The 22,659-nt window shown below is 73.6% G+C and carries 25 protein-coding genes and 1 tRNA gene; 15 read left to right on the top strand and 11 right to left on the bottom strand.

All coding sequences use genetic code 11. The features are described from left to right. Positions 1-61 precede the first annotated feature (61 nt). Complete coding sequence (locus OG736_RS36660) at positions 62-1,249, bottom strand: thiolase family protein (RefSeq protein WP_327186237.1); 1,188 nt, start codon at positions 1,247-1,249, stop codon at positions 62-64. 103 nt (positions 1,250-1,352) lie between these two features. Here OG736_RS36660 and OG736_RS36655 point away from each other — a divergent pair, with 103 nt between their 5' ends. Genes OG736_RS36655 through OG736_RS36640 form a run of 4 tightly spaced genes read left to right on the top strand, consistent with a single transcriptional unit; the run spans position 1,353 to position 3,319 of the window. Then, complete coding sequence (locus OG736_RS36655; RefSeq protein ID WP_327186236.1) at positions 1,353-2,153, top strand: alpha/beta hydrolase; 801 nt, start codon at positions 1,353-1,355, stop codon at positions 2,151-2,153. A 55-nt stretch (positions 2,154-2,208) separates the two neighbouring features. Beyond that, positions 2,209-2,466 (top strand): WhiB family transcriptional regulator, encoded by a 258-nt coding sequence (locus OG736_RS36650; RefSeq protein ID WP_327186235.1) that lies wholly within the window; start codon positions 2,209-2,211, stop codon positions 2,464-2,466. Then, the gene (locus OG736_RS36645) at positions 2,463-2,945 is read left to right on the top strand and encodes a Dps family protein (RefSeq protein WP_327186234.1); all 483 of its coding nucleotides are present in this window, start codon (positions 2,463-2,465) and stop codon (positions 2,943-2,945) included. Before OG736_RS36650 ends, OG736_RS36645 begins: the two co-directional genes overlap by 4 nt. Positions 2,946-2,986: 41 nt before the next feature. Continuing rightward, entirely contained in the window at positions 2,987-3,319 is a 333-nt protein-coding gene (locus OG736_RS36640; RefSeq protein WP_171400748.1) for a DUF3140 domain-containing protein, read from the top strand. Between the two features lie 24 nt (positions 3,320-3,343). Here OG736_RS36640 and OG736_RS36635 read toward each other — a convergent pair whose 3' ends face one another. Further along, a complete protein-coding gene (locus OG736_RS36635; protein WP_327186233.1) occupies positions 3,344-4,588 on the bottom strand; it encodes an amidohydrolase in 1,245 nt (414 codons plus the stop codon). A 174-nt stretch (positions 4,589-4,762) separates the two neighbouring features. Here OG736_RS36635 and OG736_RS36630 point away from each other — a divergent pair, with 174 nt between their 5' ends. Genes OG736_RS36630 through OG736_RS36615 form a run of 4 tightly spaced genes read left to right on the top strand, consistent with a single transcriptional unit; the run spans position 4,763 to position 8,603 of the window. Continuing rightward, the gene (locus OG736_RS36630; protein ID WP_327186232.1) at positions 4,763-5,131 is read left to right on the top strand and encodes a DUF4333 domain-containing protein; all 369 of its coding nucleotides are present in this window, start codon (positions 4,763-4,765) and stop codon (positions 5,129-5,131) included. Between the two features lie 19 nt (positions 5,132-5,150). Next, a complete protein-coding gene (locus OG736_RS36625; RefSeq protein WP_327186231.1) occupies positions 5,151-5,834 on the top strand; it encodes an ABC transporter ATP-binding protein in 684 nt (227 codons plus the stop codon). A gap of 28 nt (positions 5,835-5,862) precedes the next feature. Continuing rightward, a complete protein-coding gene (locus tag OG736_RS36620) occupies positions 5,863-7,878 on the top strand; it encodes an FtsX-like permease family protein (RefSeq protein WP_327186230.1) in 2,016 nt (671 codons plus the stop codon). Between the two features lie 14 nt (positions 7,879-7,892). After that, a complete protein-coding gene (locus OG736_RS36615; RefSeq protein WP_327186229.1) occupies positions 7,893-8,603 on the top strand; it encodes a response regulator in 711 nt (236 codons plus the stop codon). Positions 8,604-8,622: 19 nt separating this feature from the next. Here the strand turns inward: OG736_RS36615 and OG736_RS36610 are convergent, their stop codons facing one another. Continuing rightward, the gene (locus OG736_RS36610) at positions 8,623-9,477 is read right to left on the bottom strand and encodes a Cof-type HAD-IIB family hydrolase (protein WP_327186228.1); all 855 of its coding nucleotides are present in this window, start codon (positions 9,475-9,477) and stop codon (positions 8,623-8,625) included. A gap of 121 nt (positions 9,478-9,598) precedes the next feature. On the opposite strand from OG736_RS36610, the gene OG736_RS36605 reads away from it, so the two are divergent. The 6 genes from OG736_RS36605 to murJ all read left to right on the top strand — a co-directional run bounded on the left by OG736_RS36605 (position 9,599) and on the right by murJ (position 15,691). Next, on the top strand, positions 9,599-10,390 hold the full coding sequence (locus OG736_RS36605; RefSeq protein WP_327186227.1) for an SAM-dependent methyltransferase: 792 nt from the start codon (positions 9,599-9,601) through the stop codon (positions 10,388-10,390). A gap of 43 nt (positions 10,391-10,433) precedes the next feature. Next, positions 10,434-11,837: a type I glutamate--ammonia ligase gene (locus OG736_RS36600; protein WP_327186226.1), complete on the top strand. Its 1,404-nt coding sequence runs from the start codon at positions 10,434-10,436 to the stop codon at positions 11,835-11,837. A gap of 1 nt (position 11,838) precedes the next feature. After that, positions 11,839-12,984 (top strand): amidohydrolase family protein, encoded by a 1,146-nt coding sequence (locus tag OG736_RS36595; protein WP_327186225.1) that lies wholly within the window; start codon positions 11,839-11,841, stop codon positions 12,982-12,984. A 15-nt stretch (positions 12,985-12,999) separates the two neighbouring features. After that, entirely contained in the window at positions 13,000-13,539 is a 540-nt protein-coding gene (locus OG736_RS36590) for an NUDIX hydrolase family protein (RefSeq protein WP_107095599.1), read from the top strand. Between the two features lie 2 nt (positions 13,540-13,541). Further along, positions 13,542-13,967 carry a (2Fe-2S) ferredoxin domain-containing protein gene (locus OG736_RS36585; RefSeq protein ID WP_327186224.1) on the top strand — a complete coding sequence of 142 codons (426 nt, stop codon included), beginning with the start codon at positions 13,542-13,544 and terminating at the stop codon, positions 13,965-13,967. Positions 13,968-14,041: 74 nt separating this feature from the next. Beyond that, complete coding sequence (gene murJ / locus OG736_RS36580) at positions 14,042-15,691, top strand: murein biosynthesis integral membrane protein MurJ (RefSeq protein ID WP_442817116.1); 1,650 nt, start codon at positions 14,042-14,044, stop codon at positions 15,689-15,691. On the opposite strand, the gene OG736_RS36575 is transcribed toward murJ, so the two are convergent. From OG736_RS36575 to tdh, 8 genes are all read right to left on the bottom strand, one after another. Then, entirely contained in the window at positions 15,606-16,352 is a 747-nt protein-coding gene (locus OG736_RS36575) for a sigma-70 family RNA polymerase sigma factor (protein ID WP_327186223.1), read from the bottom strand. The genes murJ and OG736_RS36575 overlap by 86 nt on opposite strands. A 199-nt stretch (positions 16,353-16,551) precedes the next feature. After that, positions 16,552-16,628, bottom strand: a tRNA-Pro gene (locus tag OG736_RS36570). Positions 16,629-16,736: 108 nt separating this feature from the next. Then, positions 16,737-17,096, bottom strand: a complete 360-nt coding sequence (locus tag OG736_RS36565) for an MmcQ/YjbR family DNA-binding protein (RefSeq protein WP_327186222.1) — start codon at positions 17,094-17,096, stop codon at positions 16,737-16,739. A gap of 30 nt (positions 17,097-17,126) precedes the next feature. Next, positions 17,127-17,648, bottom strand: coding sequence for a GNAT family N-acetyltransferase (locus OG736_RS36560; protein WP_327186221.1), 522 nt, complete (start codon positions 17,646-17,648; stop codon positions 17,127-17,129). Next, a complete protein-coding gene (locus OG736_RS36555; protein ID WP_327186220.1) occupies positions 17,645-18,241 on the bottom strand; it encodes a helix-turn-helix domain-containing protein in 597 nt (198 codons plus the stop codon). Before OG736_RS36555 ends, OG736_RS36560 begins: the two co-directional genes overlap by 4 nt. 55 nt (positions 18,242-18,296) lie before the next feature. Further along, on the bottom strand, positions 18,297-19,199 hold the full coding sequence (locus tag OG736_RS36550; RefSeq protein ID WP_057604307.1) for a LysR family transcriptional regulator: 903 nt from the start codon (positions 19,197-19,199) through the stop codon (positions 18,297-18,299). A gap of 297 nt (positions 19,200-19,496) precedes the next feature. After that, positions 19,497-20,708, bottom strand: coding sequence for a glycine C-acetyltransferase (locus OG736_RS36545; RefSeq protein WP_327186219.1), 1,212 nt, complete (start codon positions 20,706-20,708; stop codon positions 19,497-19,499). 63 nt (positions 20,709-20,771) lie between these two features. Further along, positions 20,772-21,800 carry an L-threonine 3-dehydrogenase gene (gene tdh, locus OG736_RS36540; RefSeq protein WP_327186218.1) on the bottom strand — a complete coding sequence of 343 codons (1,029 nt, stop codon included), beginning with the start codon at positions 21,798-21,800 and terminating at the stop codon, positions 20,772-20,774. A 253-nt stretch (positions 21,801-22,053) separates the two neighbouring features. Between tdh and OG736_RS36535 the strand changes: the two genes are divergently transcribed. Next, positions 22,054-22,659, top strand: a complete 606-nt coding sequence (locus OG736_RS36535) for a GOLPH3/VPS74 family protein (RefSeq protein WP_327186217.1) — start codon at positions 22,054-22,056, stop codon at positions 22,657-22,659.

Here is a 22,659-nt window from a genome sequence, read left to right as displayed (position 1 = left end):
CCGGCCTCCCGGCCGACGGCGTCAGCGCCGCTCAGCGCCTCCCGGTGCCGCTCAGTGCCGCTCAGTGCCGCTCCACGAGTACCGCGCTGCCCTGTCCGACGCCCACGCACATCGTGGCCAGCCCGCGCTCCGCTCCCGTGCGGCGCATGCGGTGCAGGAGGGTGGTGAGGATGCGGGCGCCCGAGCAGCCGAGCGGGTGGCCGAGGGCGATCGCACCGCCGCTGGGGTTGACCCGGCCGGGGTCGATGCCGAGCTGGTCGACGCAGGCGAGCACCTGGGCGGCGAACGCCTCGTTGAACTCGGCCTCCTGGACGTCGTCGACGCTCCAGTCGGCCCGGGCCAGCGCCTTGCGGGTGGCGGGGACCGGGCCGATGCCCATCACGTCGGGGTGGACACCGGCGGAGGCGCCGGCGACATACCGGCCCAGGGACTCCAGCCCCAGTTCGTTGAGGGCCTCCTCGCTGACGAGGAGGAGTCCGGCGGCGCCGTCGTTCATGGGGGAGGCGTTGCCCGCGGTGACCGTGCCGCCCTCCCGGAACACGGGCTTCAGCTTCGCGAGCTTCTCCGGTGAGGTGTCCTCGCGGATGCCCTCGTCGGCGTCGACGACCACGCCGTCCGGGCGCCGTACGGGCAGGAGTTCGTCGTCGAAGTGGCCGTCCTTGCGGGCCAGCGCCGCCAGTCGGTGGCTGCGCAGGGCGAACGCGTCCTGGCGCTCGCGCGTGATGCCGTACCGCGCGGCGACCTCCTCGGCCGTCTCTCCCATGGCGAGCAAGCCGTGCAGGTCCTTCATGGCGGGGTTGACCAGGCGCCAGCCGAGCCGGGTGTCGACGGTCTCGACGCGGTGCGGGAGGGCCTCGTCGGGGCGGGCCAGGACGAACGGGGCGCGGCTCATCGACTCGGAGCCGCCGGCCAGCACGATGTCGGCCTCGCCCGCGGCGATCGTGCGGGCCGCGGTCGTGACGGCCTCGAGCCCGGAGGCGCACAGCCGGTTCACCGTGGCGCCGGGCACGGTCTCGGGGAGGCCCGCGAGCAGGGCGGCCATCCGGGCGACGTTGCGGTTGTCCTCGCCCGCCTGGTTGGCGGCGCCCCAGTAGACGTCGTCGATACGGGCCGGGTCGAGCGCGGGCACCTCGGCGACCAGGCCGCGGATGACAGTCGCGGCGAGGTCGTCGGGCCGGACGGAGGACAGGGCTCCGCGCAGCCTGCCGACGGGGGTGCGGCGGGCGGCCGCGAAGTGGACGGGACGCACGTCAGGACTCCTTGGTTAACACTGCTAGTTTTTCGACTGTAGACCCCGGTCCGACCCCCTGGGAAGATCCCCGGAAGCCTTCGCCGACGCAGCTGGAGGAGCGATGACCGAACACGTCCTCACCGGGACCCGCGGCACGATCGTCGTACACGAGTGGTCCCCTCCGCGGCCCCGCCGGCTCGCCCTCGTGGTGCACGGCTACGGCGAGCACGCCGGCCGCTACAGGGAACTCGCCGACGTCCTGACCGGGCACGGCTCGGCCGTCTTCGCCCCCGACCACATGGGGCACGGGAGGTCGGCGGGCGAGCGCGTGGTGATCGAGGACTTCGAGGACGTGGTCACCGATGTGCACACCGTGGCACAGCTCGCCCGGGCCGCGCACCCGGACCTCCCCCTGATCGTGATCGGGCACTCCATGGGCGGCCTGATCGCGGCCCGGTACGCCCAGCGGTACGGCGACACACTCGCCGCGCTCGTGCTGTCCGGCCCGGTGATCGGCGGCTGGGAGCTGCCCGGCCGGCTGCTGGCGCACGAGCGGATCCCCGACCTCCCCGTCTCGCCCGCCGCCCTCTCCCGCGACCCCGCGGTGGGCGCGGCCTACGCGGCGGACGAACTGGTCTGGCACGGGCCGATGAAGCGGCCGACGCTGGAGGCGTTCGTCCGGACCCTGGAGACCGTCGCCGAGGGCGGCGACATCGGCCCGCTGCCCCTGCTGTGGCTGCACGGGGACGACGACCGGCTGGTCCCGCTGCCCGGCAGCCGGACCGGCGTGGAGCGGCTGAGCGGCGGCGCGCCGACCGAGCGGATCTACCCGGGCGCCCGGCACGAGGTCTTCAACGAGACGAACCGCGCCGAGGTGTTCGCGGACGTGACGCGCTTCCTGGACGGTGTGCCCGCTTCCTGAGAAGGAACGGGGATGCGGCTGTTTGCGGTGGTGTGACCGGGGCACCCGCGCCAGCATGGAGTGGTTGCGCAGTGCCGCCTGTGTGGGCGAGGACCCTGAGCTGTTCTTCCCCGTGGGCACGAGCGGACCCGCCCTGCGCGACACCGCGGCGGCCAAACGCGTCTGCGCCCGCTGCACGGTGTGTACCGAGTGCCTGTCGTACGCGTTCGCGATCGGACGGACGTCGGGTGTGTGGGGCGGGACCGGCGAGGAGGAACGCGCGGAACTGCTCCGTACCGCCAGACACGACGCGACGACGAGGAGCACCGCATGACTGTCGTGAAGAGCCCCCTGCCCGAACCGGCCCGCCAGGTCACCTTCGACGCGTTGCAGACCACCCTCGTGGATCTTCTCGGCCTCTCCCTGATCGGGAAGCAGGCGCACTGGAACATCGTGGGGCCCCGGTTCCGCTCGATCCACCTCCAGCTCGACGAGGTGGTCTCGACGGCCCGTTCGTACGCCGACACGGTCGCGGAGCGCGCGGCGGCGCTGGGCCTGCCGCCCGACGGCCGCCCGGAGACGATCGCCTCGGCGTTCACCCTGCCCTCCCCCAAGGACGGCTGGCTGCGCGACGAGGACGTCGTCCAGGTGATCGCGGAGACGCTGGGGGCGGCCATCACGCGGCTGCGGGAGCGGATCGCCACGACCGAGGAAGCCGATCCGGTCACCCAGGACCTGCTCATCGGCATCACCGCCGAGCTGGAGAAGCAGCGGTGGATGTTCGAGGCGGAGAACTGGCCGCGCGAGCACTGATCCACGGAAGGAGCGGAACAGGAGGGAGCGGAACACCCGTCATGACCGACGCACTCGAACTCGACGCGCTGTGGGAGGACTTCCACCGCGTGGTGAACATGACCTCGCAGGAGCTGGCCGCCTGGCTGCGGGTGCGGGACGCCGACGAGAACGCCGAGCCCCTGCCCGAGGAGGCGGGGACCCCCACCGGGCAGCATGTGCTGGCGATCCTCCAGAAACGGCGCACCGACCTGACCGACGACGACGTCCGTGTGATGTACCGGGTCGTGGACACGGTCACCGCGCAGGCGGACCTGGAGAACGAGCCCAGGGCCGAGGACACCCGCGGACGCCACCGTCTGATGACGATCGGCCACGATCCGCTCAAGCCCTGAGGCCCCGCGCGGGCCGCCCGCGCCTCAGCCGGTGAGCCGGGCGAGCGCCGCCGACACCAGCGTGCGCACTCCCGGCACCAGCACGGACAGGTCCGGCGCGAACAACGGGCTGTGGTTTCCCGGCACGCCCGCGAACTTCTCCCGCAGCTCCTCCCCCGGCGCCGCCTCCCACACGGGCGCCGGGGTCGAGCTCACGTACCAGTAGTCGTACGGCACGCCCGCCGGGGCGAGCAGGGAGAAGTCCTCACTGCCCAGCGCCTGCCCGAAGTCGAACACCGTGTGCTCGCCGAAGAGTTCACGGTGCACGGCGGCGATCTCCCCGTCCAGGGCCGCGTCGTTGACGGTGTTCGGGCAGCCGGCGTGGACCGTGACCTCGGGCGGGACCGGGCACCCCGCGGCGGCGCACTCCCCCTCGACGACCCGCCGGACCGCGGCGAGGACCCGCTCGCGCGCCCGGGTGTCCTGGGTGCGCACGTTCAGCGCGAGCCGGGCCTCGGCGGGAATGATGTTGGCATTCGTACCGGCGTGGAAACTCCCCACCGTCAGCACCACCGACTCGCTCGCCGCCACCTCGCGTGCGACCACGGTCTGGAGCCTGGTGACGATGTACGCGGCCGTGACGACCGGGTCGACCGTCGACTCGGGCCGCGAACCGTGCCCGCCGACACCGTGCACGACGACGTCGACGTCGTCCGAGGCCGACAGCGTCAGGCCGGGGGTGTGCGGGTAGAAGCCGGCGAGTCCCGGCGCCACGTGCTGGCCGAACAGCACGTCCGGGCGCGGGAAGCGGGCGTGGATCCCGTCGGCGACCATCGCCCGGGCGCCGCCCCCGGCCTCCTCCGCGGGCTGCCCGACCACGACGAGCGTCCCGGACCAGGTCTCGCGGGCGGCGGCGAGCGCCTCGGCGGCGGCCGCCAGCCAGGTGACGTGCAGGTCGTGGCCGCAGGCGTGCATCAGCCCGTCGACGGTCGAGGCGTACGGCAGCCCGGTCGCCTCCCGCACGGGCAGCGCGTCCATGTCGCCGCGCAGCCACACCACCGGCCCGTCACCGTTCGCGAGCACCCCGACGACACCGGTGCGGGCCACCCCCTCGGTCACCTCGTACCCCGCCTCGCGCAGCCGCAGGGCCAGTTTCCCTGCGGTGCGGTGTTCCCGGAAGGACAGCTCGGGGTGGCGGTGCAGATCCTGGTAGAAGTCCGCCAGCGGACCGGGTTCGAGTCCCGAGGTGATCTCGCGGGTCAGGCGGGCGACGACGGCCGGTTCGGTCATACAGCGCAGCCTAGGAGAGCGGTCCCCCCGGCCGCAGCCGACGGGCGCGATCGGCCGAACGGTCGAGGAACCGGCGTGTGAAGCCTGGCCGTTCGGCCGAGGTGCGCGCGGGCCCCGGCGGGCGAGGGTGGAGCCACTTCCCCCGCAGGCCCGGCCCACCACCAGGAGTTCGCGATGCAGTCCAAGAAGTTCGTCGTCGGCGCGATCGGAGGCGCCGCCGCCGTGGTGGCCCTCGGCGGCCTCGGCACCCATCTGCTCTCCGGCACCGAGTCGACCACCGGCCTCGACGCCACCAGCACCGTCCTGGTCGACGGTCACAGGGCGCTGGCCCCGAACATCGTCAGGGGCCGCATCGAGAGCAAATACCACCCGCTGCCGTGGGTCGGGAAGAAGGTCTCCGTGTCCTGCCCTACGGGTCTGAAGGCCGTGGCCGGCGCCTCCGTCACCTGTGTCGGCGAGGAGGACGGCGGCACGAGCGTCGCCATCCCGGTCCACGTGGTCGACGCGACCGCCGACTCGGTCACCTGGACGTTCGAGCGCTGAGAAGGGGCGACGGGACATCATGAGCACCGTTCTGGCCGCCTACGGCCTCGTCAAGAAGTACGGCTCCACCACCGCCCTGGCCGGTGTGGACCTCGAGATCGGCGAGCACGACTCGCTCGCGATCATGGGCCCGTCGGGCTCCGGCAAGTCCACCCTGCTGCACACCCTCGCCGGGATCGTCCGGCCGGACGACGGCCGGGTGCTGCTGCACGGCGACCGCATCGACGACCTCGGCGAGAACCGGCTCAGCGCGCTGCGCCGCAGGCGGTTCGGGTTCGTGTTCCAGTTCGGCCAGCTGCTGCCCGAGCTGCCGGCCGAGGAGAACGTCGCCCTGCCCCTGATGCTGGAGGGCGTCCCGCGGGGGCGGGCCGTCGAGCGGGCCCGCCGCTGGTTCGCCCCGCTGGGTCTCGACGGGCTGGAGAAACGCCGCCCGGGGCAGCTGTCGGGCGGCCAGGCACAGCGGGTGGCCATCGCCCGCGCGCTGGCGACCGAGCCGGACGTGGTCTTCGCCGACGAACCGACCGGCGCCCTGGACCAGCGCACCGGCGAGGAGGTCGTCCGCCTCCTCACCTCCGTCACCCGTGCGCAGGGCGCCGCCCTCGTCGTGGTCACCCACGACGCCGACGTCGCCGCCCACTGCGGCCGGATCCTCCAGGTCCGGGACGGCCGGATCAGCTCGCACAGCCAGTACACGGTCGGCTGACCGGCCCGCCAGGAGAACCGAGGACCCCATGCGCTCACCCGTACTTCCCCTGACCTGGCATCTCGCCCGTTCCTCGGGCCGCCGCGGCCTGCAGAGCCGGTTGCTCGCGGCCGGTGCGGCCGCTGTCGGCGCGTTCGTGATGCTGGTGATCGTCGCCGCCTGCCTCGGCTCCGGCGACCGCGCCGACCGCACCGCCTGGCGCACCCCCCTACCCGACCGGCACGGCACCGCCGTCCAGGCGCTCGCGACGACCTACGTCCGCCACGAGCCCGTCACCGTCGTCGACCTGGCGCAGCTGCCGGGCCGCGCCCGGACACCCGCGCCGCCCGGCCTGAGCGGCTTCCCGCGGCCGGGCGAGGTCCATGTCTCCCCCGCACTGGCCGGGCTGCTGCGCGAGCTCCCTGCTTCCGAACTGGCCGACCGCTTCCCGGAGCCGGCGTCCTACGGCACGATCGGTGCGGCCGGTCTCGCCTCCCCGGACGAACTGGTCGCGGTCGTGGGTCGGGCGGCGACCGACCCCGAGGTGTCCCCCGCCGCCGGGGACGCTGCCACCTGGCTCGGCGAGGGCCAGGCCGCACGGGCCGTGGTCTCCGGCTTCCACGGCACCACGGCCGGCGTGTTCACGGCCACCGACAGGGCGACCGCGCTGCTCGGCGTGGTGCTGCTGGCGATGCCCGTGGTCGTGCTGTCCTCGGCGGCCGGACGGCTCGGCGCGGCCCGGCGCGAGCAGCAGCTCGCCGCGCTGCGGCTGGCCGGGGCGACCCCGCGGCAGATCCTCGCGATGACCGCCGTCGAGACGGCGGCCGTCGGCGCGGCCGGCGCCCTGACCGGAGCGCTCGCCTACGCGGCCCTGCTGCCCGCCCTCGCCGGGATCCCGTACGGCATCGGCTCCTGGTACACCCGCCAGCTGTGGGTGGGACCGGCCTGGTTCGCGGGAGTCGTGCTCGCCGTGACCGTGCTCATCACCGTCAGCGCGGTGTCGATGCTGCGGCAGGTGGCCCGCTCGCCCCTGGGGGTCGCCCGGCAGGCGGACCCGCGCCGGACCCGGCTGATCCGGCTGGTCGTGTTCGTGGCGGCGCTGGGCTGGATCTGGCAGTCCACGGGCAGCGGCGGCCAGCTCAGGGGCCGGCAGCTGCTCGTGCTGCTCCTCGTGTTCTACGGTGCGTTCTGGCTGTTCGGGCCGTGGGTCGTGGACCGGCTGGGCCGGCTCGTGGGCCGCTTCGCCCGACGTCCGGCGACGCTGCTGGCGGCCCGCCGGCTCAGCGACGACCCGCGCGGCGCCTGGCGCACCGTCAGCGGTCTGGTGCTGGCCGGGTTCGCGGCCGGGTTCTTCTCCGTGAGCATGCTGGGCGGCGACTCCGGGCAGTACCGCGACCAGGTCGCCGTCCCGACCACGACCACCACCGACGCCCGGCACGCCGCCGCCGAGGCGCGCACGCTGCTCGGACGCGCGGGCGTCACCGCGACCGTCACCGTCGGACGCGAGGACGACTACGACAACCTGCTGGGCGGCGGCCCGGGCCTGATCGCCCGGGTGTCCGGCGGTGGTCCGGCGGTGATCGACACCGCCGTCACGGCCCTCGCCCCGGTCGGTTCGGGCGGACTGCCCTACGGCCAGGACTACCCCTACGCCGGGGACCGGGTCGTCACCGACCGCCTCGCCGACGTCAGCACCGCCACGCTCGCCCTGAGCTTCCTGGTGGCGACCGCCTCCGCGGGCCTGACCGCCGCGGCGAACGTCCTGGACCGGCGCCGGGTGTACGGCCTGCTGCGACTGGCCGGCACCCCGCTGAAGGTGCTGGACCGGGCCCGGATCCGGGAGACCGTCGTCCCGCTGGTGGTGCTGGCCGGCGGCACCACCGCCATGGGTGTGTACGGCTCCTACCGGCTGAACAAGCTGGCCGACGCCACGATCGACACCTCCGGCGCCCTCGAGCTGGCCCCCTGTGTCACGCTCGGCGCGCTCGCCATGTTCGCCGCGATCGCCGGCAGCCGTCCGCTGCTGCGCAGGGTGACGGCGGATCCGACGCAGACCGCCGACTGAGGCATGATCGAGCCATGACCACCCCGAGCCCGTCGGGCCCCGCCACCCCCATCCGGGTCCTGCTCGCCGACGACCAGGACATGGTCCGCACCGGCTTCCGGTTCTTCCTGGACGCGCAGCCGGACATCACGGTGGTCGCCGAGGCCGCCGACGGCGAGGAGGCGGTGGCGCTGGCCCGCCGGGTGCGGCCGGACGTGTGTCTGCTGGACATCCGGATGCCGAGGCTGGACGGTCTGGAGGCCACCCGGCTGTTGGCCGGACCGGACGTCCGGGACCCGCTGCGGGTGGTCGTGGTCACCACCTTCGACCTGGACGAGTACGTGTACGGGGCGCTGCGCGGCGGTGCCTGCGGCTTCCTGCTGAAGGACTCCGGGCCCACCCTCCTCGCGGAGGCGGTACGGGCGGCCGCCGCCGGCGACTCCCTGGTCTCCCCCTCGGTCACCGTCCGTCTGCTCCAGCACCTGACCGCCCCGCGGACCCCGGCGGCCCCCCGCGCGGCGGCTCTTGCGGCCGCTCTCACCGAGCCGCTCACCGACCGCGAGCTGGACGTCGTACGCCTGGTCGCCCTGGGCCGGACGAACGCGGAGATCGCCGCCGAGCTGTATGTCTCCCTCTCGACGGTGAAGACCCATCTGTCGAGCGTTCAGCTCAAGCTGGGTGCGCGCAACCGCGTCGAGATCGCGGCCTGGGCCTGGCAGCACGGGCACGCGCGGCCCCGCCCGTGACCCGGGGCCGTCCGGAGCGTCAGAGGTCCAGCAGGCGGGTGACGGTGCGCAGTACCCCGTTGTCGTTGTTGGAGGGCGCGAGGTGGCGGGCCCGGCGGACGACCTCCGGGTGGGCGTTGGCCATGGCGAACGACCAGTCGGCGGCGTCCAGCATCTCCAGGTCGTTGAGGTAGTCGCCGAACACCATGGTCTGCGCGGGTGTGATGCCCAGCTCGCGCTGGAGGGCGCGCAGCGCGGCGCCCTTGTTGGCGGTGCGGTTCATGACGTCGACCCAGTGCTCGCCGGAGACGACGACCTGGTGGGTTTGCGCGAAGGGCGCGAGAGCCGGAGCGGTGGTCCTCTCGGCGGACCCGAAGTCGAAGAGGGCGACCTTGATGATGTCGTCGTCGACGGCGGTGACGTCCTCGACGACCCGGTGCCGCACGTAGTACCGGCCCACCTCGGCCAGGAACGCCTCGTCGGCACGCTCGACGTAGGCGGACCGCTTCCCGCAGACGACGGCGCCCACGTCGACGCCGTCGGACGTGAGCCCGCGCACGGCCTCCATCACCCGCGCGACCACTCCCGGCGCCAGTGGATCGGAGCTCAGCTCCTCCCCGTCGCGCACCACATAGGTGCCGTTCTCCGCTATGAACACCATGCCGTCGGCGACCTCGGCGAACTCCGCGGCCAGGGTGGCGTACTGGCGCCCGCTCGCGGGGGTGAACAGCACCCCGCGCTCGCGCAGCCGCGCCAGCGTCTCCCACAGGCCCTCGGGCACCTTCTTGTCGTCGTCGAGCAGCGTGCCGTCCATGTCGGTGACGACCAGCCGGATGTCGACGGGACCCGCCGGGGACGCGGACGCGGTCGGGCGGGGGGCGTGCGAGTAGGGCATGGCCTGCTTCCTGTACGGGATCACCGGATTTTCACCCTACCGGGGACAACGGTGATCATCCGGCGGCACAATGGCGGACGCAGGCCCGTGACACGGGCAGGACGTGAGAAGGGGCGGTCGGGTGAGCGGGTCGGCACGGCTGGACACCAGCGTCGCGCACAACGCGCGGGTGTGGAACTACTGGATCGGCGGCAAGGACAACTACGAGGTCGACCAGCGGGTCGGCGAGCATGTCGCCGGGATGTTCCCGCTCATCCGGGAGATCGCGCGCGCGGACCGCTGGTTCCTGGGGCAGGCGGTGCGGTTCCTCGCCGAGGAGCGGGGGGTGCGGCAGTTCCTCGACATCGGCACCGGACTGCCGACGGCCGACAACACCCACGAGATCGCGCAGCGCGTCGCGCCCGAGTCGCGGATCGTGTACGTCGACAACGACCCGATCGTGCTGGCGCACGCCCGTACGCTGCTGACCGGCACCGCCGAGGGCGTCATCGACTACATCGACGCCGATGTGCACGACCCGGCCGGGATCCTCGAACGCGCGTCGGGCACCCTGGACTTCGGCCGCCCGGTCGCGGTGATGATGCTGGGCATCCTGAACTTCGTCCTGGACTTCGAGGCGGCCCGGGACATCGTCCGCGAGGTCATGGCCGACGTCCCGTCCGGCAGCTTCCTGGTGCTGACGCACCCCACCCACGACAGCGAGGTGGGCGGCGAGGGCCAGATCCCGGCGATGAAGTTCTGGAACGAGAACGCCACCCCGCCGATCACCGCACGCGGCGGCAAGGAGATCGCCGCGTTCTTCGAGGGCCTGGACCTGCTGGAGCCGGGCCTGGTGTCCTGCTCGCGCTGGCGCGGCGAGGCCGACTCCCTCGCGGTGGTGCCGCAGTACGGCGCGGTGGCCGTGAAACCCTGACGGACGTACGGCACGCAACGGACGTACCGACCGTGGAGGACCCATGACCACCCTTGCCGATCCCGTCCCCGGCGGGCGTCCCGGAGAGGTCGAGCGGGCCGGCGCGCTCGCCGGCGAGCTGTCGGCGAGAGGCGTGCACGGGATCGTCCTGGCCTATGTCGACACGGCGGGCATCGGCCGGGTGAAGACGATCCCCACCGCCGGGCTGGCCTCGGCGGCGGCCTGGGGCGTCGGGATGTCGCCGGTGTTCGACACCTTCCTGGCGAACGACCACATCGTCGCGACCGATGTGCTGGGCTCCCCGGACGGCGACCTGCGTCTGTACCCGGACCTCGACCGGCTCGTGGCCCTGGCCGGGCAGCCCGGCTGGGCCTGGGCGCCGGTCGACCGCGTCACCCAGGACGGGGAGCGGCACCCCGGCTGCTCCCGCACCTTTCTGCGCCGCGTCGTCGCGGAGGCGGCCCGCGAGCACGGGCTCGTCTTCAAGGCGGGCATCGAGATCGAGTGGGCGGTCGGCCTGGACTCGGCGCCCGCGGGGGAGTTCGTCCCGGCGGCCACGGGACCGGCGTACGGCGCGGCCCGGCAGATCGAGCTGAGCGAGTACACCGTCGAGCTGCTGACCGCGTGCGCGGCGCAGGGCGTGGACGTGGACCAGATCCATCCGGAGTACGCGCCGGGTCAGTTCGAGATCTCGGTGGGCGCGCTCGACCCGGTGGCGGCGGCCGACCGCAGCGTTCTCGTCCGCCAGACGATCCGCGCGCTGGCCCGGCGCCACGGCCTGCGGGTGTCCTTCTCCCCCGCTGTCGTGGCGGAAGGCGTCGGCAACGGCGGGCACGTCCATCTCTCCGCCTGGCGGGACGGCACGAACCTGCACGCGGGCGGAGAACGGCGGCACGGCATGACGGCCGACGCGGAGGCGTTCGCGGCCGGGGTGCTGGCCCGGCTCCCGGCCCTCACAGCGGTGACCGCCCCCAGCCCGGCGAGCCGTCTGCGCCTCAAACCGTCCCAGTGGGCCGGGGTGTTCACCGCCTGGGGCCTGGAGACCCGCGAGTGCGCGCTGCGCCTGGTGCGCGGTACGGCGGGCCGCCGCGCGGAACAGGCGAATCTGGAGGTCAAACCGGTCGACCTGGCCGCCAACCCGTACCTCGCCCTCGGCTGCCTGATCTCCGCCGGGCTGGCGGGGCTCGCTTCGGGCGCCGTCCTGCCCGAGGAGACGGACGGGGACCCGGCCCGGCTCGACGCCGGGCAGGCCGCGGCCCGGGGCGTGCGCCGGCTGCCGACCTCGCTCGCCGAGGCACTCGCCGAGTTCCGCGGGGACGAGGTGCTGCGGACCGCGCTCGGCCCGGTCCTCGCCGACGCGGTGAGCGCCGTACGGCAGGGCGAGATCGACGCCGTCGACGGGCTCGACGACGAGCGGGTGGCCGCGGCCTACCGCTGGAAGTACTGACATGACCGGCGGACCGGTCCACGAGGCCCTCGCCGAGCTGGAGCTGGTGGACCACCACTGTCACGGCGTCGTCGTCGACCCCCTGGACCGGCCGGGCTTCGAGGCGTTGCTCACCGAGGGCGACCGGTGGCCCGGCGTCTCGGCCTTCGACACGCCCGCCGGGGTGGCCGTACGCCGTCACTGCGCGCCGCTGCTCGACCTGGAGCGGCACGCGCCGGCCGACGACTACCTGGCCCGGCGCGCCGAACTGGGTCCGCGGGAGGTGAACCGGCGGTTCCTCGCCGCCGCCCGGACCGGCGTGTTCTGCGTCGACACCGGGTTCGCCCCGCACCGCATCACCACGCCGGCCGAGCTGGCCGCGGCGGCCGGAGCCGACGGTCCGGCGGTCGCCCACGAGGTCGTCCGGCTGGAGTCCGTCGCGGAGGCCGCGGCCGCGCGGGGTGTCGAGGCCGACGGGTACGCCGACGCGTTCCGGGCGGCCGCCCTGGACGCGGTGCGGCGGCCGGGGGTGGTGGCGGTCAAGTCGGTGGCCGCCTACCGGACCGGCTTCGACCTCGACCCGGCCCGGCCCCCGGACGCCGAGGTCACCCGGGCCGCCCGGCGCTGGCTGGCGGGCGGCGGACGGCTGGCGGACCCGGTGCTGGTCCGGCACCTGCTGTGGACGGCCGTCGACCTGGGTCTCCCCCTCCAACTGCACACCGGCTTCGGCGACAACGACATCCGGCTGCACCGGGTGGACCCGAGCCGTCTCACGGACTGGCTGCACCTGACGGCGGGCACCATCCCGGTCCTGCTGCTGCACTGCTGGCCCTACCAGCGCCAGGCCGCCTATCTGGCCGCGGTGTTCGAGCAGGTCTACCTGGATGTGGGGCTCACCCTGCATCATGTGGGTCCCCCACGAGCGCGGGCGGTCCTTGAGGAGGCGCTGGAGATCACACCGTTCCGCAAACTGCTGTACAGCTCGGACGCCTATGGTGTGGCGGAGTTCTACGGGCTCGGCGCGCTGGCGTTCCGCAGGGGACTGGGGGATCTGCTCCAGGACCGGGTGGACGCCGACGAACTGGGCCTGCCCGACGCGCTGCGCCTGGCACGCTGGGCCGGAGCCGACAACGCCCGCCGGGTCTACCGGCTTCCCGACGGACACTGAAAGTATGATCAAGCAATGTCTGACTTGACCGAAACCACGCCGGGTTGGCTGAGCTCCGACGAGCTCGAGATGGCACGCGCCCGTATGCCGATCCTGTACGTCGAGGCCGTGCCCGTGCGCGTCGACGACAGCGGCGAAGTCACCAGCGTCGGCCTGCTGCTGCGGATGGGACCGGAGGGCACGGTCAGCCGCACCCTGGTCTCCGGCCGGGTCCTGCACCACGAGCGCGTCCGCGACGCCCTGTTGCGCCACCTGGAGAAGGACCTCGGTCCGGTGGCGCTGCCCCGGGTTCCGACCTCGCTCCAGCCGTTCACGGTGGCCGAGTACTTCCCCACCCAGGGCGTCACCCCGTACCACGACCCCCGTCAGCACGCGGTGTCGCTGGCCTACATCGTGCCGGTGACCGGCGACTGCCGTCCCCGCCAGGACGCGCTGGACCTGGTGTGGTTCAGCCCGCAGGAGGCCGCCTCGCTCGCCGTGCAGAGCGAGATGCCGGGCGGGCACGGGTTCCTGCTGCGGCAGGCCCTGGCCCACGTCGGCCTCTCGGCCTCCTGAGCGTGATCCCCGCGCCGGCCGGCCGTCGCGCCCTGGTGGGCGCCGCCCGCAGTCGTCCCTGCACCCTCGTGGTGTGCAGGGGCTGCTGCTGCGGCGACGCCGGCAAACACCCCGGCTACGACCACGCCTGGCAGCTGGAGCGGCTGCGGGCGGCCGCCGCCGACTCCGCGGGCGCCTTCGAGGTCCGGACGACCGAGTGCCTGGGCCCCTGCGACCAGGCCAACGTGATCGTCGTCCAGCCCTCGGCCGGCGGACGCCGGGCCGGCGGCCGGGCCACCTGGGTCGGCTTCGCCATGGACGACGACTGCACGGACGAGATCCTGACCTGGGCGGCGGCGGGCGGCCCGGGGATCGCGGCGCCGCCCCTCGCGCTGGAGCTCCAGTTCATCAGCCCGCCGCGTGCGGAGCGGGTGCGCAGCCGCAGATGACTCCCGTGCGCTCCAACCGCCGCTGCGGGCAAGGCGGTTGGGGCTCTCGGAGCCTTCTGACGTAGGTTGGCCCGATGGGGGCGACAGCACAGCGGCAGTCCGAGGAACACGAGGTCCGAGGGGGCGGGGCGGCCCGCTCGTCGGTGCTGATGGCCCTGGGCACGATCGTGTCCCGGGCGACCGGGCTGATCCGCCAGGTCCTGCAGGCCGCCGCCCTGGGCACCGGCCTGCTGGCCAGTACGTACAACACCGCGAACACCGTGCCGACCAGCCTCTACACCCTGCTGATCGGCGGCGCGCTGAACGCCGTGCTGGTGCCGCAGCTGGTGCGGGCGCGGGCGACCCGTCCGGACGGCGGGCGGGCCTACGAGCAGCGGCTCGTCACCCTGGTCGTGTCCGTCCTCGCCGTGGGCACCGCGCTGGCGGTGTGGGCGGCCCCGCAGATCGTCTCGCTGTACATGCGCGACACCCCGGACAGCCACGAGGCGTACCGGCTCACCGTGGTCTTCGCCCGGTTCCTGCTCCCGCAGATCTTCTTCTACGGCCTGTTCAACATCTACGGACAGGTGCTCAACGCCCGCGAGCGGTTCGGCGCGATGATGTGGACGCCGGTCCTCAACAACGTCGTGCTGCTGGGCATGTTCGGCGCCTACCTCGGCCTGATGACCGTGCCGAGGGAGGTCGCGGACATCACCGACGCCCAGGTCCGGCTGCTGGGCGTCGGGACGACCGTCGGCATCGCGGTGCAGGCACTCGCGCTGGTCCCGTTCGCGCGGGCCGCCGGGTTCCGCTTCCGCCCCCGGTTCGACTGGCGCGGCTCCGGCCTGGGTTCCGGTGTGCACGCCGCCAAGTGGACCGTGCTGCTCGTCCTGACGAACCTCGTCTCGCTGACCGTGGTGACCAACTACGCCACCACGGTCGACCAGAGGCTGCCGGACGCCGGCGCGGGCTACACGGCGTACACGTACGCGCAGACCATCTGGATGCTGCCGCAGTCGGTGGTCACCGTCTCCCTGGTGACCGCGCTGCTGCCGCGCATGAGCCGCGCCGTGGCCCAGGGGCGGCTCGCGGACGTGCGCGCCGATCTGTCGCGCGGGCTGCGGGTGAGCGGGGTCGTCATCGTCCCGGCCGCGTTCCTGTTCCTGGCCCTCGGTCCGCGGATTGCCACCCTGCTGTTCGCGCACGGCGCGGCCGACGCGGCCTCCGCGCAGCCGCTCGGCCACATGCTCCAGGCGTTCGGACTCGGCCTGATCCCGTTCTCCGCGCAGTACCTCCTCCTGCGCGGCTTCTACGCCTTCGAGGACACCCGCACGCCGTTCCTCATGGCGCTCTGGATCGCGGCGGTGAACATCGTCCTGGCCACCGGCTGCCACCTGCTGCTGCCCGACCGCTGGGCGGTGACCGGCATGGCCGGGGGCTGCACCCTGTCCTATCTGGCGGGGCTGGCCCTCACCGCGCGCCGACTGCGCGGCCGGACGGGCGGCCGCCTGGACGACGGCGCGCTGCGGCGCACGTACACCAAGCTGCTGGTGGCCGCGGGCCTCGCCGCCGCCGCGGGCCGGGCGGCCGACGCCGCGTGCGCGGCCGCGCTGGGCGGCGGCACCCTGTCGACCGCGACCGCCCTCGCGGCCGGCTCCCTCACCCTCGTCCTGGTCTATCTCGGTGTGGCCCGGCTGACGAAGGTCGACGAGCTGCGGGCGCTGCGGGGGCTGCGGCGACCGTAGGGTCGCCCGCCTCGGTGAGCAGGCCGGCCAGGGTGGCGCGGGCGCGGGCCACCCGCGAGCGGACGGTGCCGACCGGGCAGTCGCTCACCTCGGCCGCCTCCGCGTAGGGCAGCCCCAGCAGCTGGGTCAGCACGAACGCCTCCCGCCGGTCCTCCGGCAGCGCGGCCAGCAGATCCAGCAGGACGACACCGTCGTCGAAGCCGGGCAGTCCGCGCGGCTGGGCCAGTTCGACGGCCGACTGCCAGTCGGCCCGGTCCGACAGGCGCGGCCGGGCGGCGGCGGACCGGAAGCTGTCCATCACCGCCCGGCGTGCGATGGACAGCAGCCACACCCGCGCCGAGGAACGCCCCTCGAACCGGTGCAGGCCGCTCAGGGCCCGCAGGAACGTGTCCTGCGCCAGATCGTCCGCCGCCTGTGGGTCGGCGCTCAGATGGGCCACGTACCGCAGGACGTCGTGGTGCAGGGCGCGCACGAACCCCTCGACGGCCGCCGCGTCCCCGCCCCGCGCGGCCAGCGCCAGCGCGGTCGTCGCATCGTCGGCCGGTACGGCCTTGCCGGCCCGCTTCGCGCGTCCCGCTCCGTGCGGTGTGCGGTGCTTCTCGGCCCTGGCGGTGTCGTGGAGTCTGCCGTGCTTGTCGGCCTTGCCGTGCCCTGCGGTCATGGCGCCTCATCCTGGCAGCGGCACCGTGGGGCGTCACTCGGGGTTGGGCGAATCCACAGCCGGTCCGGCCGACTCACAGCACGGGACGACGCGGACACGTCACCGCGTCCCGCCGCGTCTCTCCTCGCCGACCGTGTGGAAAACAACGAAGGCCGCTTCCACACTCTCGTGGAAACGACCTTCCGACCTGCGATGAAGCTGGTCGGGACGACAGGATTTGAACCTGCGACCCCTTGACCCCCAGTCAAGTGCGCTACCAAGCTGCGCCACGTCCCGTTGCCCGCCTGACCTGGGGTTTCCCCTGGCCGAACACGCATGGAAACCATACCGCACTCGGGTCGATGGTCGCGCACCCGTTTCCCGCGCCCCGGCCGCCGGGCACCGTCAGTCCCCCGGGGCCGCCCCCAGCTCCGGGTACGCGTCGAGCAGTCGCGGCGGGGCCGCCTGGCGCCACGAGTCGGCGAGGATGTCCCGCAGCTCGTCCTCGTCCTCCAGGGCGGCGAGGCGGGCCCGCACCCAGGCGAACTGGGCCTCGTGGTCGGCGATCCAGAACTTCCCCGGCTCGGCGAGCACCAGTTCGTCGCGCTCCTCCTTGGGGCAGCGCACGGCGAGGGAGGTCTCCTCCTCGGGCAGCGTGGCGAACATCTTCCCCGCGACCCGGAAGGTGGGCATGCTCCAGGAGATCTTCTCCGTGGTGTCCGGCAGGGACAGGGCGATACGGCGTACGTCTTCGGCGTCCGGCATGCTCCGCACCGTAGCCGCTGCCACTGACAGTCACCCGACGCCGACGTGCTTGTAGTACAGGGTCGTCGGGCGCAGGACCCCGGCCGGGCTCGCCGCGTAGTCCGGGATCACCCCGGCCCTGGTCCACCCGGCGGCGCGGTACAGGTGCTCGGCGGGACTGTCGGTCTCGGTGTCCAGATGCAGGAGGGTGACACCGGCCGCGACGGCGCTCTCCTCGGCGGCGGTCAGGAGGGTGCGGCCGAGGCCCTTCCCGCGGGCGTCCCGGTGCACCATCAGCTTGACGAGCTCGGCGCGGTGGCGGCTGTTGGGCTTGTCGGGGAAGGCCAGGCCGACGGTGCCGACGACACGGTCCCCGTCCTGGGCCGCCCAGACCGCGAGCTGCCCTGCGGCGACGCCCTGCGCGCGGCCCTTCCACCAGTCTTCGGCCGCCGCCCGGTCGAGCGGGGCGAGGAAGCCGAGCGAGGCGCCGTCGTCCACCGCGTCGATCAGCAGCTCGGCCAACTCCGCCGCGCGGGCGCACAGTCGGGGGGCGTCGAGCCGGGTCACGGTCATGGCAGCACCACCGCCAGGACGTACCGCACGTCCTCGTCGCCCGCGCACCGGAACCGGGTCGGGCCCCACACCCGCAGGCGCAGACAGTCCCCGGCGCCGAGGTGATGCCCGGTGTCCTCGGCCGTCACCTCGAGGGCGCCCTCCAGCACCCAGATGTGCTGTTCCAGGCCCGCCACGGGCGGCCGGTCGTAGGCGATGTCGGCGCCCACGGCGAGCCGGCCCTCGACCAGTTCGCCGCGCAGCGCGGGGTGCGGCGGCGACACGGAGCGCCGGACGAACCCGGAGGCCCGGTCCTCCCAGACGGACTGCTCGTCGGCGCGCACCAGCGGCGCGGGCTCCGCCTCCACCTCGCTGAGCAGCCGGGACATGGTCCGCCCGTAGACATGGCACAGCCGGTTGAGCAGGGCGGCGGTCGGACTGGTCTCCGCCCGCTCGGCCCGCGACAGGGTGGACCGGCTCACCCCGCTGCGTTCCGCCAACTCCCCCAGCGACCAACCGCGTTCGGCCCGCAACTCGGCCAGCCGCCCGGCGATCCGCACATCGACGGGGTCCGGCACCCCGACCGTCTCCGCTCCGCCTGCCTCGTGTCTCATATCCGGGACGCTATCCCTGATATGAGACAACGCTGTTACGGAAGGCTCACAGGGCTCACACCCGGGCGGCCTCGCCCAGCGCCTCCAGCACCGGCCGGATCAGCGGATGCCCCTCCGCTCCCCGGCGGACGGCCGCGAAGACCCTCCGGGTCGGCGCCACGCCGTCGACCGGCCGTACGACCACCCCTGTGAGGTCCATGCCACGGAGCGCCGAACGCGGGACGAGTGCCACGCCCGCGTCGGCCGAGGCCAGTGCGACGACGGCGCGGAAGTCGTCCGAGGAGTGCTCCAGACGAGGCTGGAAACCGGCGTTCTCGCAGGCCAGGACGACCACGTCATGGCAGGGGTTGCCCGGGTAGGGGCCGATCCACGGATCCTTGGCCAGTTCGGCGAGCGGAACCTCGGGGGCGTCGGCGAGACGGTGGCTGACCGGGACGACCGCGTCGAAGGGCTCGGCGTAGAGCGGGACGTGCGCGAGCCTCGGATCGTCGGCGGCCGGGGCCCCGCGGTACTCGACGGCGACCGCGACATCGACCTGCCGGTCGAGCACCATCGGCAGACTGGCGTCGCCCTCGGCGTCCTGGACGCGGATCCGGATCCCCGGGGCGGTACCGGCCAGCCGGGCCACCGCGGGCGCCACGACCAGGGCGATCCCCGTCGCGAAGGCGGCGACCGTGACCGTGCCGGCGGCTCCGGAGCTGTAGGCGGCCAGCTCCGCCTCGGCCCGCTCCAACTGGGCGAGGACGGCGTTGGTGTGGGTGAGCAGGATCTCGCCGGCCGGGGTGAGCCGTACGCCCTTGGCGCTCCGCTCGACCAGCCGGTGGCCGGTCTCCTGCTCCAGGGCCGTCAGCTGCTGGGAGACGGCGGACGGGGTGAGATACAACGCGGCGGCAGCCGCGGTCACCGTACGGTGGTCGGCCACCGCACGGAGGATGTGGAGCCGCCGCGCTTCGATCATGGATCGATTATCGCAATATGTCCGAGCCCCTCGGACCGCCTCCGGCCCGGACGGCCACCGGCCGACACAGCCACCGGCCAGGCCGCCCGGGGCTGCCACCGGCTCGGGCGACCACCGTCCGCGACCGTCACAGCTCCGGACGGCCACCGTCCCGGGTCACCACCGTCCCGGGCGGCCACCGGCCGAGACCGTCACAGCTCCGGACAGCCTCCGGCGTCCGGACGGTCACCGGCCCGGGTCACCACCGGCGCTGACGGCCACCGTCCGAAACTGCCGCCGGCCCCGGCCCCGCTGCGTTCAGACCGCCTGCGGCTCGGACGCTTCCAGTTCCGCCCGCGCCGCGACGAAGGCGTCGACGGCGCGGTTGACGTCGTCCGTGGAGTGCGCTGCGGACAGCTGGACGCGGATGCGGGCCCGGTCCTGCGGGACCACCGGGTAGGAGAAGCCGATCACGTACACCCCGCGCTCCAGCAGCAGTTCGGCCATCCGGCCCGCCTTCGCCGCGTCGCCGATCATCACGGGCGCGATGGCGTGGTCGCCGGGCAGGATGTCGAAGCCCTCGTCGGTCATCCGACGGCGGAACAGCGCGGTGTTCTCGGCGAGCCGCACCCGCAGGTCGTCGGCCGACTCCAGCAGGTCGAGGACCTTCAGCGAGGCGGCGGCGATGACCGGGGCGAGGGTGTTGGAGAAGAGGTACGGGCGGGAGCGCTGGCGGAGCAGGGCGACGATCTCCGCCCGGGCGGCCACATAGCCGCCGGACGCGCCGCCCAGCGCCTTGCCCAGGGTGCCGGTGATGATGTCGACGCGGTCCATCACGCCGTGCAGCTCGGGCGTGCCACGGCCGCCGGGACCGACGAAGCCGACCGCGTGCGAGTCGTCGACCATGACCATGGCGTCGTAGCGCTCGGCGAGGTCGCAGATCTCGGCGAGGGGCGCCACATAGCCGTCCATGGAGAAGACGCCGTCGGTGACGACCAGCCGGCGCCGCGCGTCGGAGGCGTCCTTCAACTGCCGCTCCAGATCGGCCAGATCACGGTTGGCGTAGCGGAACCGGCGGGCCTTGGACAGCCGGATGCCGTCGATGATCGAGGCATGGTTGAGCGCGTCGGAGATCACCGCGTCCTCGGGGCCGAGGAGCGTCTCGAAGACCCCTCCGTTGGCGTCGAAGCAGGAGGAGTACAGGATCGTGTCCTCCTGGCCGAGGAAGGCCGAGAGACGGGCCTCCAGCTCCTTGTGCACCTCCTGCGTCCCGCAGATGAAGCGCACCGACGCCATGCCGTAGCCCCAGCGGTCGAGGGCCGCGTGGGCGGCGGCGACGACCTCGGGGTGGTCGGCGAGGCCGAGGTAGTTGTTGGCGCAGAAGTTGAGGACCTCGCCGGGCCGGCCGCCCGCGGTGACGGCGACCGTCGCCGACTGCGGGCTGCCGATGACCCGCTCGGGCTTGTGCAGACCGGCGGCGCGGATCTCGTCGAGGGTGGCGCGCACGTCGTCGCGCACGGAGTCGAACATCGGGAAGCTCCTAAGAAACGCAGGAAACGCAGGAAACGCAGGAACGCGAGAAGCGCAGGTGACCTACGCGGTCCAGTCGAGGATGACCTTGCCGCCGCGGCCGCTCGCCGCGTCGGCGAAGGCCGCCTCGAAGTCGCGGTAGCCGTACCGGCCGGTGATCACGGGGGCGAGGTCGAGGCCGCCCTCCAGCAGCACCGACATCGCGTACCAGGTCTCGAACATCTCGCGGCCGTAGATGCCCTTGATCGTGATCATCGAGGTGACGATCCGGGCCCAGTCGACGGGGAACTCCTCGGCGGGCAGCCCCAGCATGGCGATCCGGCCGCCGTGCGTCATGTTGGCGATCATGTCGCGCAGCGCCGCGGGCCGGCCGGACATCTCCAGACCGATGTCGAAGCCCTCGCGCAGCCCCAGCTCACGCTGCCCGTCGGCGATGGACGCCTGCGACACGTTCAGCGCGAGGCTCGCACCGATCTTGCGGGCCAGCTCCAGCCGCTCCTCGCTGACGTCGGTGACGACGACGTTGCGGGCACCCGCGTGCCGGGCGACCGCGGCGGCCATCAGGCCGATCGGTCCGGCGCCGGTGATCAGGACGTCCTCGCCGACGAGCGGGAAGGACAGCGCGGTGTGCACGGCGTTGCCGAACGGGTCGAAGATCGCCGCCACGTCGAGGTCCGCCGGCACCCGGTGCACCCACACGTTGGCCGCGGGCAGGGCGACGTACTCCGCGAAGGCGCCGTCACGGCCGACGCCGAGCCCGACGGTCGCCCGGCACAGATGGCGGCGCCCGGCGAGACAGTTGCGGCACTTGCCGCAGACGAGGTGCCCCTCGCCGCTGACCCGGTCCCCCACCTGGATGTCGGCGACATCGCGGCCGGTGCCCACCACCTCGCCGACGAACTCGTGCCCGAGCACGAGCGGGGTGCGGATCGTCTGCCGCGCCCAGCCGTCCCAGGACCGGATGTGCAGATCCGTGCCGCAGATGCCGGTGCGCAGCACCCTGATCAGCACGTCGCCGGGCCCGACGGCCGGCTCGGGGACGTCCGCGAGCCACAGTCCGGGCTCCGCTTTCTCCTTGACCAGCGCCTTCACGCTACGGCTCCTGTGGTGAGGGCCCGGACGCGAGCAGCCCGAAGGGTCCCGCGTCCGGGAAGACATGTGGATTCGCCCAGCAATCTGCCGCACTTCACCGGCCCGGTCCATCGAGCTTTTCTTAAGCGCCGCCACAGCTCCGCTTCACACGGGTGGCCCCGCTCGCCCGGACCGGCTTCCCGCACACCACGGTGGGGCGTGCCACCCTGGACCGCAACCCTCACCAGGCCGGCCGACTGACATGGAGCCCTCGATGACCACAGCACGGGACCTGTTGCTCATCGCGATGGACGTGGCGCCCGTACGCCCCGCCGGGCAGGGCGAACTGTCCCTGGCCCTCGCGGGCGCCGAGGTGATCGATCTCGTCGGGACCGGAGCGGTGGCCCTCGACGGCGACCTCCTCGTGCCCGGCCCGGCGCCGGCACCGGACGACCGCCTCCTGGCGGAGGCCGCGGCGTCACTCGTACGGGCGGCGCCGTACGAATCGGTCGAGGACTGGTTGTGGCGGCGCGGCAGCGGCCTGGCCGCGGCCTATTCCGCCCGGTTCGAGGCGGACGGGCTGACCGGCCGGGCGCGCCACGGGCGGCTCCCCTTCCGGTCGGCGGGGACGGAGCCGCTCGACTCACCGGCCCGTCGCCACGCCACCGGGCGCTGGGCGGCGGACGAGCCGGTCCTCGCCGCGCTGGGCGCCGCCGTGGGTCTGCGCGAGGAGCCCGCCGACGGCTTCCCGGACCTCCCCGGCGACACGGTCGTGACGGTCCTGGCAGCGGTCGGCGACGCGGTGGCGGAACTCGAGGCCGTACGACAGCGTCGGTCCATCGAGGACGCGGCCTTCGACAACATCTGGCGGGCCCCCTGA

This window comes from Streptomyces sp. NBC_01334, assembly GCF_035983595.1.
Taxonomy (GTDB): domain Bacteria; phylum Actinomycetota; class Actinomycetes; order Streptomycetales; family Streptomycetaceae; genus Streptomyces; species Streptomyces coriariae.
This window is presented reverse-complemented; position numbering and strand designations above follow the sequence as displayed.

Bases quoted from the DNA above. Each gene is read 5' to 3' on its own strand.
- OG736_RS36655 (WP_327186236.1), top strand. From the start codon at position 1,353: ATGACCGAACACGTCCTCACCGGGACCCGCGGCACGATCGTCGTACAC.
- OG736_RS36650 (WP_327186235.1), top strand. From the start codon at position 2,209: ATGGAGTGGTTGCGCAGTGCCGCCTGTGTGGGCGAGGACCCTGAGCTG.
- OG736_RS36645 (WP_327186234.1), top strand. From the start codon at position 2,463: ATGACTGTCGTGAAGAGCCCCCTGCCCGAACCGGCCCGCCAGGTCACC.
- OG736_RS36640 (WP_171400748.1), top strand. From the start codon at position 2,987: ATGACCGACGCACTCGAACTCGACGCGCTGTGGGAGGACTTCCACCGC.
- OG736_RS36635 (WP_327186233.1), bottom strand. From the start codon at position 4,588: ATGACCGAACCGGCCGTCGTCGCCCGCCTGACCCGCGAGATCACCTCG.
- OG736_RS36630 (WP_327186232.1), top strand. From the start codon at position 4,763: ATGCAGTCCAAGAAGTTCGTCGTCGGCGCGATCGGAGGCGCCGCCGCC.
- OG736_RS36625 (WP_327186231.1), top strand. From the start codon at position 5,151: ATGAGCACCGTTCTGGCCGCCTACGGCCTCGTCAAGAAGTACGGCTCC.
- OG736_RS36620 (WP_327186230.1), top strand. From the start codon at position 5,863: ATGCGCTCACCCGTACTTCCCCTGACCTGGCATCTCGCCCGTTCCTCG.
- OG736_RS36615 (WP_327186229.1), top strand. From the start codon at position 7,893: ATGACCACCCCGAGCCCGTCGGGCCCCGCCACCCCCATCCGGGTCCTG.
- OG736_RS36610 (WP_327186228.1), bottom strand. From the start codon at position 9,477: ATGCCCTACTCGCACGCCCCCCGCCCGACCGCGTCCGCGTCCCCGGCG.
- OG736_RS36600 (WP_327186226.1), top strand. From the start codon at position 10,434: ATGACCACCCTTGCCGATCCCGTCCCCGGCGGGCGTCCCGGAGAGGTC.
- OG736_RS36595 (WP_327186225.1), top strand. From the start codon at position 11,839: ATGACCGGCGGACCGGTCCACGAGGCCCTCGCCGAGCTGGAGCTGGTG.
- OG736_RS36590 (WP_107095599.1), top strand. From the start codon at position 13,000: ATGTCTGACTTGACCGAAACCACGCCGGGTTGGCTGAGCTCCGACGAG.
- murJ (WP_442817116.1), top strand. From the start codon at position 14,042: ATGGGGGCGACAGCACAGCGGCAGTCCGAGGAACACGAGGTCCGAGGG.
- OG736_RS36575 (WP_327186223.1), bottom strand. From the start codon at position 16,352: ATGACCGCAGGGCACGGCAAGGCCGACAAGCACGGCAGACTCCACGAC.
- OG736_RS36565 (WP_327186222.1), bottom strand. From the start codon at position 17,096: ATGCCGGACGCCGAAGACGTACGCCGTATCGCCCTGTCCCTGCCGGAC.
- OG736_RS36560 (WP_327186221.1), bottom strand. From the start codon at position 17,648: ATGACCGTGACCCGGCTCGACGCCCCCCGACTGTGCGCCCGCGCGGCG.
- OG736_RS36555 (WP_327186220.1), bottom strand. From the start codon at position 18,241: ATGAGACACGAGGCAGGCGGAGCGGAGACGGTCGGGGTGCCGGACCCC.
- OG736_RS36550 (WP_057604307.1), bottom strand. From the start codon at position 19,199: ATGATCGAAGCGCGGCGGCTCCACATCCTCCGTGCGGTGGCCGACCAC.
- OG736_RS36545 (WP_327186219.1), bottom strand. From the start codon at position 20,708: ATGTTCGACTCCGTGCGCGACGACGTGCGCGCCACCCTCGACGAGATC.
- OG736_RS36535 (WP_327186217.1), top strand. From the start codon at position 22,054: ATGACCACAGCACGGGACCTGTTGCTCATCGCGATGGACGTGGCGCCC.